10 protein-coding genes, 1 tRNA gene and 1 riboswitch are annotated in these 14,511 nt (G+C 53.8%); of the genes, 4 read left to right on the forward strand and 7 right to left on the reverse strand.

Annotation, left to right across the window (positions count from 1 at the left end; translation table 11 throughout):
- Positions 1–7: 7 nt before the first annotated feature.
- The 5 genes from H7846_RS10250 to H7846_RS10270 all read right to left on the reverse strand — a co-directional run bounded on the left by H7846_RS10250 (position 8) and on the right by H7846_RS10270 (position 9,542).
- Complete coding sequence (locus tag H7846_RS10250) at positions 8–4,858, reverse strand: RHS repeat-associated core domain-containing protein (RefSeq protein WP_186691879.1); 4,851 nt, start codon at positions 4,856–4,858, stop codon at positions 8–10.
- 24 nt (positions 4,859–4,882) lie between these two features.
- Entirely contained in the window at positions 4,883–5,671 is a 789-nt protein-coding gene (locus H7846_RS10255) for a hypothetical protein (RefSeq protein WP_186691881.1), read from the reverse strand.
- A 436-nt stretch (positions 5,672–6,107) separates the two neighbouring features.
- A tRNA-Ser gene (locus tag H7846_RS10260) sits at positions 6,108–6,195 on the reverse strand.
- 45 nt (positions 6,196–6,240) lie between these two features.
- Positions 6,241–7,935, reverse strand: a complete 1,695-nt coding sequence (locus H7846_RS10265) for a carboxypeptidase-like regulatory domain-containing protein (RefSeq protein ID WP_186691883.1) — start codon at positions 7,933–7,935, stop codon at positions 6,241–6,243.
- Entirely contained in the window at positions 7,932–9,542 is a 1,611-nt protein-coding gene (locus H7846_RS10270; RefSeq protein ID WP_186691885.1) for a carboxypeptidase-like regulatory domain-containing protein, read from the reverse strand. The genes H7846_RS10265 and H7846_RS10270 overlap by 4 nt, the downstream gene beginning before the upstream one ends.
- Positions 9,543–9,815: 273 nt before the next feature.
- Positions 9,816–9,879, forward strand: a riboswitch (guanidine-III (ykkC-III) riboswitch).
- A gap of 7 nt (positions 9,880–9,886) precedes the next feature.
- Between H7846_RS10270 and sugE the strand changes: the two genes are divergently transcribed.
- Positions 9,887–10,210 (forward strand): quaternary ammonium compound efflux SMR transporter SugE, encoded by a 324-nt coding sequence (sugE, locus tag H7846_RS10275; protein ID WP_186691887.1) that lies wholly within the window; start codon positions 9,887–9,889, stop codon positions 10,208–10,210.
- A 51-nt stretch (positions 10,211–10,261) separates the two neighbouring features.
- Entirely contained in the window at positions 10,262–11,419 is a 1,158-nt protein-coding gene (locus tag H7846_RS10280) for a glycosyltransferase family 4 protein (protein WP_186691889.1), read from the forward strand.
- Here the strand turns inward: H7846_RS10280 and thiS are convergent.
- Together thiS and thiD are read right to left on the reverse strand one after the other, a co-directional pair.
- Positions 11,416–11,637: a sulfur carrier protein ThiS gene (gene thiS / locus H7846_RS10285; RefSeq protein WP_186691890.1), complete on the reverse strand. Its 222-nt coding sequence runs from the start codon at positions 11,635–11,637 to the stop codon at positions 11,416–11,418. The genes H7846_RS10280 and thiS overlap by 4 nt on opposite strands.
- Before the next feature lie 31 nt (positions 11,638–11,668).
- Positions 11,669–12,466: a bifunctional hydroxymethylpyrimidine kinase/phosphomethylpyrimidine kinase gene (gene thiD, locus H7846_RS10290; RefSeq protein ID WP_186691891.1), complete on the reverse strand. Its 798-nt coding sequence runs from the start codon at positions 12,464–12,466 to the stop codon at positions 11,669–11,671.
- 268 nt (positions 12,467–12,734) lie between these two features.
- Here thiD and H7846_RS10295 point away from each other — a divergent pair, with 268 nt between their 5' ends.
- Positions 12,735–13,262, forward strand: coding sequence for a septal ring lytic transglycosylase RlpA family protein (locus H7846_RS10295; RefSeq protein WP_222597490.1), 528 nt, complete (start codon positions 12,735–12,737; stop codon positions 13,260–13,262).
- 78 nt (positions 13,263–13,340) lie between these two features.
- On the forward strand, positions 13,341–14,084 hold the full coding sequence (gene pyrF, locus H7846_RS10300) for an orotidine-5'-phosphate decarboxylase (RefSeq protein WP_186691893.1): 744 nt from the start codon (positions 13,341–13,343) through the stop codon (positions 14,082–14,084).
- The last annotated feature ends 427 nt before the right edge of the window (positions 14,085–14,511 follow it).

The raw sequence follows: 14,511 nt of genomic DNA on the forward strand, positions 1-14,511 counted from the left end.
ACGTCTCCTAATTGTGGCAATGAACCAGACCGACTCCATAAGAGGCAGCGTCGTAGATGAATTTGGCTATTCCGACTCCCGAAGCAAATTCCGCAGCGTCGATTCCGGTTGAGGCGAGACTGGCCGCGCCATTCAGTCCTTGCAGCGTCTGCCCGGCACCGGTCACGGCAGAGAAAGCACCCCCCGCAATCGCTCCTGTAGTCAGATCGGAGGCAGAAGCACCCCAAACACCGCTACCTCCGGGAATGCCCTGGAGAGGCCCAGCCATGAGGCTCTGCCCCATGTTGTAGAAGACGCTATGACCTCCAGCAGCACCGCTGCCGAAGCTGGAGATTAAATTTGTGGCTCCGCTGAAGGCGTTCCCGCCAAGTGCATTGGTGATGAATCCACCTACGCCGCTGTTGCCGATACCAAGGGCATGTAGGCCGCCCGCGATGCTGTATTTATCTGCAAAATTGGCTGCACAGGTAGCGATGTTCTGGTTACTTGGGGCAATACCACCGCCACCCGGAATCCCATACTGTTCATCTCCTCCCGTCGCCCCAGGCATTCCAGTACCCGGAGCGACGGGATCTGACCAACCGTCTGTGACATTCACCGTACAGTTAGAGGCCGAAGTCATACAGTTATTCGGGTCTTTACTCGTGGGATCTTCCACTACCCAAAAACCACCAGCTCGGGAACAGGAGTTCGCATCTCCAGGCTGTATATTCTGATTCGGCGCTCCGCTCATATCGCAGTAGTCCAAACCCAATGGGTCTACAAAGCCCAACGGATTGTTGCTCGCATAAGCATATCGATTGAAGCTCTGGGGATTCATGAAGTCATAACTTCCGCTGTAGGGATCTGGACTCATCCATCGGCCTTGTGTGGAGGAATACTGCCGGAACTGAGCGTGCTCTGTACCGGATTCTGAGTCCTTGTCCAGTTGGGCGAAGTGGAGATTGTCGAGTCCGTCACCTGCTGGATCGTTTTCATTGGGACTGTAACCATCCCCCCAAGGCAGAGACGAATAGGTCGACGCGACAGTCCCGGTATAGTTCGTGCGCATTCGCTCCGTCCCAATCAGATCCTTATGCTCGAAGTAGGTTTGGCCGTTCTGGGCGCGATAGGCTATCTGTTGTCCGTCCCAATAGATTCGGCCTTCATTGCCGAAGTTGCTCGGCTCCAGCCAGCTTGATAGGCGACGACCGGCATAGTCATACAGATACTCGTAGGTTGCGGTTGCATTCTGTGTGCGCACTCTGCGATCCATTGCGTCATAAACATATTGTCCTGTCGTTCCGCTATCAACCTGGAGTATCTTGCCTTCCGCATCGTAGGTATAGGAATGGAAACCATCATTGGTCATATCGCCTGCCGCATCGTAGCCAAAGCCGTTGATGTGGTTGGTAGTGGCATCGAATGAGTATGACGGGGCAGGCCCTCCCTGAGGCGAGGTTTGCTGCCAACGATTGCCATAACGGTCGTAGGAATAGGTTCCATAGACGGTACCAAAGGAATCGTTTACGACGACGCGATTGACCTCATCGTATTGGTAATCATGGCAGCCCATTATTGATTCACATTGCCAACTCAAGTGATTGCCACTCATTGAACCTGTCGCCAAGAAAACTGTACTAGCGTTCGCGTTCCCACAATCCACTTGCGTCGAACCATTATTGCAAAACCAGTTTCCGACATAACGTCCCATCGCATCGTAGGTACGCAGAACACTCAAACCGTTACCCAACGTGTAGCTAGTAGGGCCGAACGGCCCATTGACCACATTTGAGACAAGATTCGGTGGGTTATAGGTATCGGTATAGTTGAGATTGGTAATCGAAGTGACCTCACCTGCTGGCGATCTTCCGTAAGCGATCTGCCCACTTGCGCCGTCGAATTCACTTGTTAGATTTCCAGCCAGATCATAGCCGAACTGAAGAGCAGGTCGACTCTCTTGTGAGGAAGTCCCACATATCGAGGGAGCGCATTGCCACATTGCGGTTACCCGACCCATCGCATCATAGGCGAATAGACCCCGCGTCAGCGTTGAACCGGAGCCCGAAGCCATATCAACCAGACGCCCCTTGAGATTGGCTGGGCTTTGGGTCCACTGCATCTGCGAATTGACCGCGTCATAGTCAAATTGCTTATTTGGCGTAAGGCCATCATCGTAACTGATCGACACCACGCGACCAACTTTATCGTACTGCGTTGTAGTGTTGGTCTTCGTGTTTGAATCACCCTGATTGGCCTTGGGCTTTGTGCGCGTTACTTGCAACCCCGTGCTGTTATAGACATAGGTGTACGTCGTCTCTCCACGTTCAGGCTCCTTCGTATAAATCGTTCGACCGAGCGAATCCGTTTGAAAGATGCGTTGCTGAACTCCCTGTGTGATTGTTGTCTTGTGGTTGGAGAGATCGTAAGCGTACGTCGTTAAATAACCTGTTCCAGCGATATCTAATCCGCAGTTCTGTGGAGAGTCACCCTGATACGAGACACCGGAACCTTCGCAGACTGCCGTGATTCTGCCCAAAGCATCGTACTGTGTGATCTTCTGAACGCCATTAACGTCGGTTACTTTGACTGCGCGAGAGTTGTACTGATATGTCGTATTGCCATCGGGTGTGTTGATATTGGTAACTCGCCCCAGAGCATCATAGGTGTATGTCGTTCCAGTGCCGGAACATTGCTTTGCCGTGCTCCAAGCGGTGCCTTGGTAAACTATGGGTTGAAAGTGAAGTCTACCCGTAACGTCATAGCAATAGTCGACCTGATACCAGGGACTACTCGTTTGCCCATTCAGTACAACCTTGCGGTCTACACGACCATAGAGATCGTACAAAACGCTCGTATTTGCGCTCGTGCTCGCATTGAGAGCCGTAATCGCATTCGCTCCACTCTGAGGCCCCCAGGCACTGGGATAGTAGTTGTAGATGGTGCTGCCTCCGTCAATCGTATTGATCTGTTTGAGCCGCAGGAGTTTGTCATATTGGGTATATTGCACCATCGGCGTGCCGGTATTATTCGCATCTGATGCCGATAGTTGAATGCCTGAAGCAACATCATAGCTTGCTGTTGTTGGAAGCGAGACTCCGCTGGACGGTGTAGGCGGTGTTACCTGCGTCGTAAAGCCTTGGGTCGAGTCGTATGAGTATTGGGTTGTGCCGTTCGGGTCAGTCGTGCTTACAGGGACCCCCGTATCGTAGTAGTTAGCAGAGGTATTCTGCCAAGTGTTCGTAGTATTGATCCAGGTATAAGACGATGTCTGATTCCCTCGGGCACTTGAAACCGGATTATGTTGTGGAATGCCGGAAGTTGTGGTCAGTGAGCCCTGATCATAGTTATATGTTGTCTTTGAAGTCAGATGGCTGCCCCCATCATTGATGGTGATGCTCGATATTCGGCCCGGGGCAACATAGGAATAGCTCGTTGACTTAAGCAGCGCACCACCATAGTTGTAAACCCATTCACTATTCAAAAATCCATTTGTACTGTAAGCATCAGTCGTTTTCTTTTGAGCACCGCCGTTGTAGCTAATGGTGACGTCTTTTTGCGTAATCGGTGTGGCAATTGCTACACCATTACAGCTGGAGATATTGTTATAGCAAGTCAAGACATCTGCCAGGACTGGGCCTGAAGTATTACCGCTGTGTACCGTGTGCTGCGTCTCGTAGTACAAACCACCTGAATTGGTGAAGATGTAGGATGTCTGATTTCCGGCTTCATCCTGCAATGTCGTCGTAGAGCCATTGGTGCTCGCGCCACGGTCATACGATCTTGTTCCATCCGAGGTCACTCGATGGAGTGAACCTGGTGTTCCATCCGCATTCATCCCGTTACCATTGCAACCACCCGTGTATTGATAGCTAATCGTTCCACCCGTTGGCAGAGTGACGGAGGCAAGACGACCTGTCACGGACCCACTGTATCCAGGAGTACTCTCGTAATTGAATTGATAGAACGTTCCATCCGCGAGCGTGATCCTGTCCACAAGGTCGTTTTGGAGTGGTCCGTATTCTCCGATATTTGGGCAACCGAAATTTGTCTGCACCGTATAGGTGTGGTACGACATCGAGGCGGTCGCAGTTGTGTTTGAGTCAGACTGACGAGCAACATTGTAGGTAAATGTGCGCGGACTGGACGCGTTACCATTGCCTCCAATCGTTAGCGCCGTTGTGCCCAGAGTGTCCGTAAACGTCCCGTTCCCATTGTTGTTGATCGTGTTTCCATTGCTGTCAGTAATACTGCTGGGAACTGCCGATGACGGGTTTTCTGGGGCACCAATTTTGAAACCGTTGCGACCGTAAACATACCCATCCGGCACTCCATCGGCAACATTCAAGTAATAGCCCGACCCATCCTTCGTTGATCCATCACCGGTTGCGACTGGAGGATTAGTGTTGTCAAAACCACAATATGTATCTTTAAAGTTGAATTGATGGTTTCTTCCATAAGGGTCGTGGTAAACCCAATTCCCAAATATGGTGGCGCGAATCGAGTTTCCATTGTCTACGCACTTATTTCCGAACAATGTATCAAAGGTGACATAGCCCGCATATAAGGCCCCACTGACCTGTCCTCTGAACCCAAACCCATCCCCTGGCACCCAACTCTGACTCGTTGAGACCAAGGCGGGCGCCCAATGCAGACCGTCATAAACCATGCGGTAATCAAAGTTCAATCCTCGCCCCGGCTTGCGCACAAGAGGAATCTCGAAGTGAATATTGAGATTACCGATATTGATCGTGTCAAAACCGCGACTATCGAAAGAACCCCAAGTATAGAGACCCGTTCCAGGGTTGCTTTGCGCTTTGGCAGAAAGACTGAAAATGATCAGAAGAACAACGATGGCAAACGCATGTGCTCGCTGCATAACGTCCTCAAGGCAGATAGAAATTTAGGAAATAACCGCAGAATCGATATCGATACTCAACTGAAGAGAGCCATTGATATACCGCTCGATATGCATGGGAATCTCGACACCCGAGACATTCTGGTATTTGCTGTATCTAACTTCGACCTGAATGTTTGCGAATGAGTTTTGATCCGGATGAATCGTGTATTTCAGGCTGGAGGGAAGTGCTGTTGCAGGATCGAGCGTGAGATCGGTCTGGCTCCATTTCTGCATCCGGGAGTAGAGATCCGCAACAACGGGCCGCGAAGATGCTACCTTTGAATTAAACGTCACTTGATGACGCAGATGGGTCTCATCGATAGACTGCACACTGAGCATCGATGGCTGACCGCTACCCTGCAAAGCGAGCTGCGGCAAGAACCATATTGTAGCTGTCCAGCAGTTGGCCACGCTCACATCATGCTCAACGCCATCTTTGCCAGACCACGTGCATGTCCTGTCCTCGGCAATCGCAGACTGACTCTCGATCCGGGTTCCATTGCTGAGGTCGAACTCGGCTTTGTTTTCGCCGTTGACATTGGCAGTGAGCTTTGCCGGGCCGCTGTCCTTGGTAGAACCTGCCGTCCATTCCGCTCTGCCTGTCATCTCGACAGAAGTCACCGGCTTACCAGCCGAGAACGCTTGGTTAGCGCGGGACACAATGGCGTTGGAATCTGGAGCAGGTGACTGCGCAATGGCAGTCTGACTCAGGGCTATACCGACAAGCCCTACAAAAACGGCTTTCCTGACCTCAGAACTGAGGCCTCTTGATCTACCAAAGCAGATAAACATCGTACAGTCCCTCTCGCAGTAAAGGACCTGGGAAGACTTCAAAAATATAGATCGAACTTTGTTTTGTGAGTGCTTCCGTAAAGTAAGCCCAACCAAGATTTGCGTCAACACAATTCTTCGGTTACCCAAAAATCGTCGGTAGAGCGGGAATTGCCCTCAAAAGCGAGAACGCCGAGATTGCCGTTCTCATATATTAGACCTCATTTTCTTTCTCGGTTCGCAATCGGGGAAGGGAATAGAGACGCTTTATCGGAAACCCGTGAGTCGCAAGATTCCCGATCTGCCAACGTTCAAAACCTCATGGCCCTGAAGACTGAGGGCGATGACACTTAACGAGAAAAGTCATCTCAAAATCAACTCTCAGGAGTACACACGCCTTGAATGTTGTAGAATTTCGTCGGGAGCAGTCGCTCAACCTAACCTATTGATTCTTTGATGGCGGAGAGACAGGGATTCGAACCCTGGATACCTTGCGGTATACACGCTTTCCAAGCGTGCGCCTTCAGCCACTCGGCCATCTCTCCACTTCTGTGCAGCTTTTTTGAGACTAACACACCGTGAAGATGGATTCACGGCGATTGAGTCGGAATGTCCTGCTTGAGGTTCATATTCGCGCGCAGATCCAGCGGAATACCCTGTGTGAGGTAACGTTGCAGCGTCATCGGATCTTTCCAGTTGACATCCCACCCATGATCGATTGCCGCAAGAATGTAAGGCCCGGGAATGACGTTGTTCAGGTGAAAGCTTCCGTCAGTATTGGATTGATCGCGAACCAGAACCGCAAAGGAAGCAGGATCGTCGAGGCCCGCAGGAACCAACAACACCATCGCACCCACTACGGGTTTGCCGTCGCCTGTGGTCGCAACCCCGCTCACAGAGGCATACCCATTCGAGGTATGTAATGCCAAAACTATATCTCCTGTACCAACGGTGATTTGCCGTCCTTTCACCTCTGCGCCTTTTGCCGTGATGCCCGTCAAAAAACTATTCCCTCTTCCTGCCACGAAGACCTCATAGCGTCCTGGGGGAACTTGCAGCGTCACGGATTGTGACGACTGCTCCGATGAACCGCGACGCAAGCTGCCCTCAAAGGACGAGAACCGTCTGCCGCTCTCGAGGCTCCTCAAGACGACTCCGAATGAGTGATCCTCATCGGAGTCCAGGTTCACCGTAATGTTTGCGACACCTGTCGCCGCGCTGGCGAGGTCAACAGTTCGCGTCGCACCTGCCGCGATCTCGACGATCTCGCTCTGCGATGTTCTATCTGGTCCCGGAAAGCGCACACGATAGAGACCAGGAGCAAGCCCTCCTATATCCATTTTCCCCTGGGAGATTCTGCCTCCGGGCATCGCCTGTACCATGCCTTGGCCCCCGGCTCCGTTATCGATGCGCTCAAAGACCGGGAAGGTTGGCGCTGGACGCCCGTTGATTGTAGAAGAGGACTGAGGAAGCTCAAGCTGTAGATGAATCGCTGGAATCGGCACAAGATGAAAGTCGGCCGTGCGGCTGTCCGCCGGTTTCAGCGAGAACACCTCTGCCTGCGCAGGATCATCGACTCCAGGGAACCACGTCACCTGGTAGGTGACATCCAGCGATGGATCGGGAGGAGCTTCATTGGACGTGTCATTGTATCTTCGTGATTGGCTTGCCATGCTATACCAGGGGCGCGCATTGACCAGGACGCGATAATCTCCCGGAGCAAGGCCGGCGAACTCATATATCCCTCGATCATCGGTCTGCACACTCATCCTTGCCTGAAATGGTTGCTCCTTCCGGTCTGGTGAAGTGGAAGCACGATGCTGCAAGGTGACCCGCGCATCTCGCACGGGCTCTCCTGCTTCGTCGATGACGGTTCCTGTTATCTCTGCTTCAGGAGGAAGAGAAAACTGAAGACGAGTGGACGGATTTGCGGCAGACAGCACAACGGCAGAAGAGTAGTTATCGTGCTCCTCATACGCTTGGGTTACAAATCCACTGGCGCTTGCGGTCAGACGCCATGCCCCCGCCGAAGGAAGTGTCAGCGCGAATCTTCCCTGATCGTCCGTGTCGGTTGCGATGCCGGTTCGGGGATTGAAAGTGCTGTTCATTCTCCTCTCAGTTATCGCGGGGCTGGCATCGAGGTGAGCATAGGCCACTGGAGCCTTATTCAGGCTGTTGACGACCACTCCTGTGATTCGAAACCCTGAAGGAGCGGCGGACTCGCCAGTCATGGGTAGAGTACAGAGCACGGTAAACAGAGAAACGGCAAGAAGGCTCTTCCTCATGGATGAAGCTCCGTATCAGGAACGCTCTCGAGATCCAGCATGGCTTTATTTCCAGAAGTGATGGTGACCTGTCGCACATAGGTGTTGAATTGCGCCAACGCATTGGGTGCGCGGTAATCAGCAGAATGACGACTCTCAAAAGCGACGACATCATAACTGCCAGGGGGCAGGGAAGAGAGATTAAAACTGCCATCTGTTCCGCTGTGGATCGAGTAGACTGGCACCGCGCTCTGTCCCGAGGGAACCGCATAAACCCATCCCGAAACGGGCGATCCCTTTTGCCGGACCAATCCTTGAAGTCCTCCAGTCTGATTGCTTACCGTCACGATGATTGGGACGCTCCCGGCTCCTCCCGCTGACACTGTTAGATCCTGTTGCAATAGATTGGAAGTTCCACACGTAATCGACTTCACATACCATGAGCCGCTATTCCGGGCATTGAATCGGTAGGTGCCCGGGGTGAGCCGGAATACTGCCCCTTGATTGCCGTTCATGACAGGCATAGAAAACGTCGACCCGGTGGGATAAGCCGCCCGTTGTACGTTTTCCATCCATAAGCCAAGCTGCTGCGGCCCCGGCGGCGTCTTATCGGACGTAGTGTCCCCATCGACGACCACCTGAATAGGGATCGGAGCGACGGGAGCCAGATGCAACGCGACCTCGGAGTTATTGTCCTCTCCGACAGTGACTGTAGCCTCTCCATACTCCACACCGTCTCTGCGATTGAGAGTGGCCAGTAAGGTAAAGGTCCCGCTGGGAAGACCGATCTGCATTCCTTCGGGCCCGCCTCCTCGAGTCACGTTGACCGGAAAGACCGCGCCGTTGCTTGATCGTGCGAGCAGCATCGGGAAACCGCGTTCCGGCGAGGTATCCAGCATCACTTTCACTGTGTGGGACGGGCTGACGGTAGCGTGAAGCTCCAGTCTTTGCTCTGTACCACTGCTCATATGGAGACTGTCTGCTGTCTCAGAGACTCCCGGCGAGGGATATGAGATCGGAAGTGCCATCTGGGAGTTTCCACGAAGACGCGCGAAGGGGGTTGAGGTGATGCGATAGTCTCCGGGAGGGACGGCCAGACGAAACTCTCCATGAGAGTTCGTCATGCTGTTCTTGACTGGGAGCCACTGACTACCCGAATCGTTATAGCTCCTACGAAGCGCGCTGACGAAGATCTGGGGCAGCGGAGTTCCGTCCTGAGTCGTCAACGTCCCCGTAATCAGAGCCTCAGGATAAAGTCGAGCGACGACGGGTTGGGCCATCTGATCGGCACGAAGGGGCATTGAGGAGCCCGTCTCCTGGCCGAAGTAGTACCCAGGCTTCTGGACCTCCAGGACAGCAGAAGAGGGCGGCGTAAATTGCGTGAACTCAAATCTACCCAGATGGTCGGTCAACATGGCGCGGTCGTTGATCCGTACGAGGGCTCGAGAGATCGGAATCCCGTTCGTGGCATTCACGACGACCCCTGAAACTGTAATCGGTCCTGAGGAAGGTGAGGTGAGCGCAGCACCGGATCCCATTTGCATCGCAGCAACGGGACATATGCCAGCAAATGCCACTACCAGCAGAGGGAACGCAGCCCGGAGCTTCAATGTATTTCCGATCAACACAGGAGGAACTCTTGCGAGATAAGACGTTTTCCAACGATCACTTGTGAGACTCCGAGACGCCAAGAAAGGGATCTAAAGCCGGATGTTTCAATAGCGTTTTTATGTCCGATAACACATATTATGTATACTTACGCGTTTGCTCTGCTTGACGGGGCGCTGAGTTGTTATTTTTGTAATTAGAATCCAATAGAATCGACCTTGGTCTCCGGATCATCGTAGAACTCTACGACCTTTATTCTGTCGCAGGTCTGGAGATGCTTCTCTGCTGTCTCAGGTAAACCACAACCAGCAGTCCGGACGAGATGCGCCGTACCCGGTTAGGACAAGACGACGCCAGGATTGCTATGTCCAAAAATTGGGTTTTGCTCATTATCGCGGGTCTGTTCGAAGTCTGCTGGTCAGTTGGATTGAAATACACCGATGGTTTTACCCGGTTGCGCCCGACTATCTTCACGATAACGACTCTTTGCATCAGTATGTTTCTTTTAGCCAAGGCCAGCCAGGGACTTCCTATTGGAACCGCCTACGGAGTCTGGGTCGGAATTGGAGCCACTGGTGCAGCACTTTTGGGGATTCTGCTCTTCGATGAGCCTGCATCGCCTGCGCGCCTCGGTTTTCTGGCCTTACTATTGTTTTCTATTATCGGACTCAAGCTCACCAGCCACTAAACCTCTTTTGGTAGTATCGGTTTTGAGGATCTCTCCCTCCCCATCTTCCTCATGAGAATTGTTCAGGCTGTCTTTGGCGTCTTCCATCATTTTGAACTCGCGCGCGAGCTCGAACGCCGCGGACATCTTTCGGTAATCTATTCCACCTTCCCCTGGAAAAGACTCCAGCGGGAAGGTGTACCTCACTCCAAGGTTGAGACCTTTCCCTGGCTCCACACGACAGAGTTCCTTCTGCAGAAGTACCGCATAGGAAATCGCTGGCTCTCCGATCAATTCGGATACAGCAATGCGCTCGCCTTCGATGATTGGACGTTGCGAAGAATCCCCGCCTGCGACGTCTTTATCGCAATCTCCGGGGCTGGCTTGAAAACCGGCCGCAAGATCCAGCAACAAGGCGGAGTGTTCATCTGCGATCGAGGTTCTTCTCACCAACGCTATCAGGAGCAGATTGTCTCCGACGAATACCGTCGCTGGGGTGTCGATGCTCCGGTCAGCGACGAGCGTGACACCATCCGAGAAGAAAAGATCTACGAGACAGCCGATTTGATTACGGTCCCCTCCGGCTTTGCGGCTCGGTCGTTTGTCGAGATGGGCGTTCCTGCGGGAAAGATCAGGACCATCCCTCTCGGTGTTCGGCTGGAGAAGTTCCAGCCGGCAGGTGAGCACTCTCGTGAGACCTTCGACGTCCTGTTTGCCGGCTCAGTCAGCCTTCGCAAGGGAGTTCCCTATCTGCTGGAGGCTTTTTCAAAACTCAAGCATCCTCACAAGAGGCTCCGGTTCGTAGGCTCCATCAGTAATGAGATTCGTCCGATCCTGGAGCGCATGCCGAAGGAGAATGTAGAGTTTCTTGGAGCTGTTCCGCAACCTCAGCTTGCAGCATGGATGCAAAAGAGCCATGTCCTGGTTCTACCCAGCATTGAAGACGGTTTCGGGATGGTGCTGAGTCAGGCCATGGCCACGGGGTGCCCGGTTATTGCTTCAACTAATACTGGAGGTCCAGACGTCCTTACAGATGATAAAGAAGGGTTTATCGTTCCTATTCGTGATGTCGAAACCCTGACTGACAGGATGCAGCAGCTTGTCGACGATCCCGACCTGCGTCAACGGATGAGCGAAGCCTCGATCCGGCGGGTGAAGTCTCTCGGTGGCTGGACAGACTACGGCGATCAGTGGGAGAGGTTGCTCCGCGAGGTCACAGGCAAAGCCTAGCCAATCCCGCCGCCGACAAAATGTACAACCTCAAGTTTGTCGCCTTCGGCCAGATGTGTAGCAGCCCAGGCTGTTCTGGGAACGATCTCGCCGTTATGCTCGACCGCAACCCGGTCTCCTTTGAGTCCGAGTTCTTTGACCAGGTCTTCAAGACTGGCGGACGGAGCAAGTTCGGAAAATGCACGGGACTGACCATTCAGAACAAGGGTTAGAGGCATACCTCTTTAAGGTAGCAAAGCCGCAGCTCCCTCAGCGAAGAGGCCAAAGATGGTTCAGTGGCCCCTTGCCGTAACCGAGTAGAACGGCACGGCGAATGGCTTCTGCTACATATTCCTTTGCTCCCTTTGTCGCTTCCAATGGCGCTTCGCCCCGAACCAACCTGCTGAGTAAGGCGCTCGAAAATGCGCAGCCCGTCCCGTGAGTAGAGTTGCTGTCGATCCGCTCGCCAACAATCCAATGTTGCTCCCCTTCGGCTGTCAGCAGAAGATCGTCCGGTTGATCCAGATGACCTCCCGTAGCCACGATATTCAACTTCGGACAGTTTTTCGCTAACGCCTGTGCTGCCGAAACCATCTCTTGCTGGTTTGTAACTTTCAGCCCAGAGAGAAGAGCTAGCTCGTCCAGGTTGGGGGTCACCCAGTTTACGAGCGGCAGGAGGCGTTCTCGGAGGAGGGCAAGCCCTCCCGGGGACAGCAGTTCCCTGCCTGAGCTGGAACGCAAAACAGGATCCAGCACGATCGGCGCGACTGGAGAAAGCGACCGCAAACGCTCCAGGTAGTCTGCTACTACAGATACGATCTCCAGGGTCGCCAGCATTCCCAGTTTCACTCCAGCAGGAGGAAGATCGGAATGGAGGCAATCGAGCGTCTCGCGCAGCAGATCGGGAGAAACAGGCTGGCTGTTTCGTACTCCCAACGTCGATTGGACCGTCAAGCTGGTGATTGCAGAGGTCCCAAACAAGCCGTGCGCGGCGAAGACCATCAGGTCTGCGGTGATTCCTGCTCCGGAGGAGGGGTCAAACCCAGCGATGGAAAGAACAGTCTGCATAGGACACAATCCGGGTCTCCCTGCCTGAAATCCGGGGCAAAAAGCCTTTTTTTATAATTTCTCAAATTTTTTGTGTTTCTGTCAGATCCGGTCCAGAGAGAGCGGATTTGACCCAGAAGTGGGAGATTTAAGGCCGAATATCGAATTGGCAACTCCGATCTTCTTTAGCACACTCTAATTATTATCTGCAACTAAATTTTACAGCTAAGTGTATGGTGTTGATTGACTTAGCAACGTTTTCCCCGGGACAATGTTAACAGGAGGTGCCATGAAGATCATTCCTGCGAAGCTGCGAGATGCTGTTGTCTCACCCCGGCGTGGGCTTGTTATCGTGACACTGCTTTCGGCGTTGGGAATCACAGCGTCGGCGAGCGATCCTTCTGTACCTGTGAAGGACACCGTAAAGGGTCCAGAACAGCAGCAAGGAAAAGGACGTCACTGGTTTCAAGTCGGTGTGGCGTCGTGGTACGGACACTACTTCCAGGGCAAGAAGACCGCCAACGGGGAGTCCTACGATATGAATGGACTCACCTGTGCGCACCGGAGTCTTCCCCTCGGGAGCTGGATCCGTGTAACCAACCTGAAGAACCGCAAGTCTGTGTTCGTTCGGGTCAATGACCGGGGGCCTGTTCCCGAGAATCGCATCGTCGATCTCTCGTATGGAGCAGCCAAGGCGGTCGGGATCAGCGGAATTGCCAAGGTGAAGCTGGAAACACTTCGTCCTGGCGATCCGGAGATGGCCCGACAGCTGATTGCCCAGCTCCAGATGCCGGTCGCGGTCGGACAGGGAATCTAATTCCCTTTCTTCGCCCGTTCCACAGCTTCAGTCGAGCGCGCTTCTGCCTCGGAAGAAAACCTCAGCTAGACTGAAGCTGTGAAAACTCCTACAAACAATGCCTTTTTCTCCGCTGATCCGCGGGACCGGTTTGCCGTTGCGCTGGATGTTCCAGATGCGAAAGCTGCGCTCGGCCTGGTCGATCGCCTGGAAGACAGCTGCCGCTGGCTGAAGGTCGGTATGGAGCTGTACTACGCCGCGGGCAACTCTCTTGTCGAGAGCCTGCAGAAACGCGACTTCCGCATCTTTCTCGATCTAAAACTTCACGATATTCCGAACACCGTGGCTGGGGCCGTTCGATCAGTAGCTGGCCTAGGGGCGGAGCTGCTGACCGTGCATGGAGGAGGGGGCGGAGCGATGCTGCGGGCAGCGGCCGAGGCCGCAGAGCAGCTTCCCCAGGCTCCCCGGCTGATCGCTGTGACGGTGCTGACCAGCATGGACCGGGGAGAGCTTACTTCGGTTGGAGTCTCGGCTTCTCCGGCGGAGCAAGCCCTGCGACTGGCACACCTGGCAAAGAACTGTGGCATCGATGGCATGGTCTGTTCGCCTGAGGAGGCTGCGTCTCTTCGAAGCGAGATCGGTCCTGAGGCGATTCTTGTCGTTCCGGGGATTCGCCCTGCAGGGTCCGCAGTGGACGATCAGCGGCGGGTTGCGAGTCCAGGCGAGGCGATCTCGCGGGGTGCTTCCCTGTTGGTGGTGGGGCGCCCGATCACACGAGCAGAAGACCCAGCTAAAGCAGCTCGTGCGATTGTGGATGAGATTGCTGCGGCGAGAACGGTTTGAAGTCCGCATCTTGAAAATGGGTTGGTCCGCATGTTCTCACTGCTGGTGTGGGTGGAGGGGGTACCCGCATCTGTTGTGGTTTGGGCATTGAGGTTTTGCAGGACGAGTGGTTTGGTGTCAGTGGGGAGATCGCAGGCGGGTGGTGTGGTGGTAGTAGCAGAAGTGCTCGCTGCGGAGTGAGGCGGAGCCGCAGCGTCGTTCGATGGCGTGGTCGGTCATGGGTGTCCCTCCCCCTGGGTGTTTTGTTGCAAAGTATTCGAAAGAGATGGCTTAGGTTCGTACTTCGGTGGTGATGCCCTATGTATGGGGTACCCGGTTGGTTGGCGGGCGGCAATCTCCGGCAGAGTTTAAATGCGAAAGCCCGGCCAGGGGCCGGGCTTCTTGTTCCCTGATTTAACAGTAGCAGGGCGTGTCAAGTTTTTGAGAG

Source organism: Edaphobacter sp. 4G125 (assembly GCF_014274685.1).
Classification (GTDB): domain Bacteria; phylum Acidobacteriota; class Terriglobia; order Terriglobales; family Acidobacteriaceae; genus Edaphobacter.

Coding starts and splice junctions, on each gene's coding strand:
- H7846_RS10280 (WP_186691889.1), top strand. CDS start 10,262: ATGAGAATTGTTCAGGCTGTCTTTGGCGTCTTCCATCATTTTGAACTC.
- thiD (WP_186691891.1), bottom strand. CDS start 12,466: ATGCAGACTGTTCTTTCCATCGCTGGGTTTGACCCCTCCTCCGGAGCA.
- H7846_RS10250 (WP_186691879.1), bottom strand. CDS start 4,858: ATGCAGCGAGCACATGCGTTTGCCATCGTTGTTCTTCTGATCATTTTC.
- thiS (WP_186691890.1), bottom strand. CDS start 11,637: ATGCCTCTAACCCTTGTTCTGAATGGTCAGTCCCGTGCATTTTCCGAA.
- H7846_RS10265 (WP_186691883.1), bottom strand. CDS start 7,935: ATGAGGAAGAGCCTTCTTGCCGTTTCTCTGTTTACCGTGCTCTGTACT.
- H7846_RS10255 (WP_186691881.1), bottom strand. CDS start 5,671: ATGTTTATCTGCTTTGGTAGATCAAGAGGCCTCAGTTCTGAGGTCAGG.
- sugE (WP_186691887.1), top strand. CDS start 9,887: ATGTCCAAAAATTGGGTTTTGCTCATTATCGCGGGTCTGTTCGAAGTC.
- H7846_RS10295 (WP_222597490.1), top strand. CDS start 12,735: ATGAAGATCATTCCTGCGAAGCTGCGAGATGCTGTTGTCTCACCCCGG.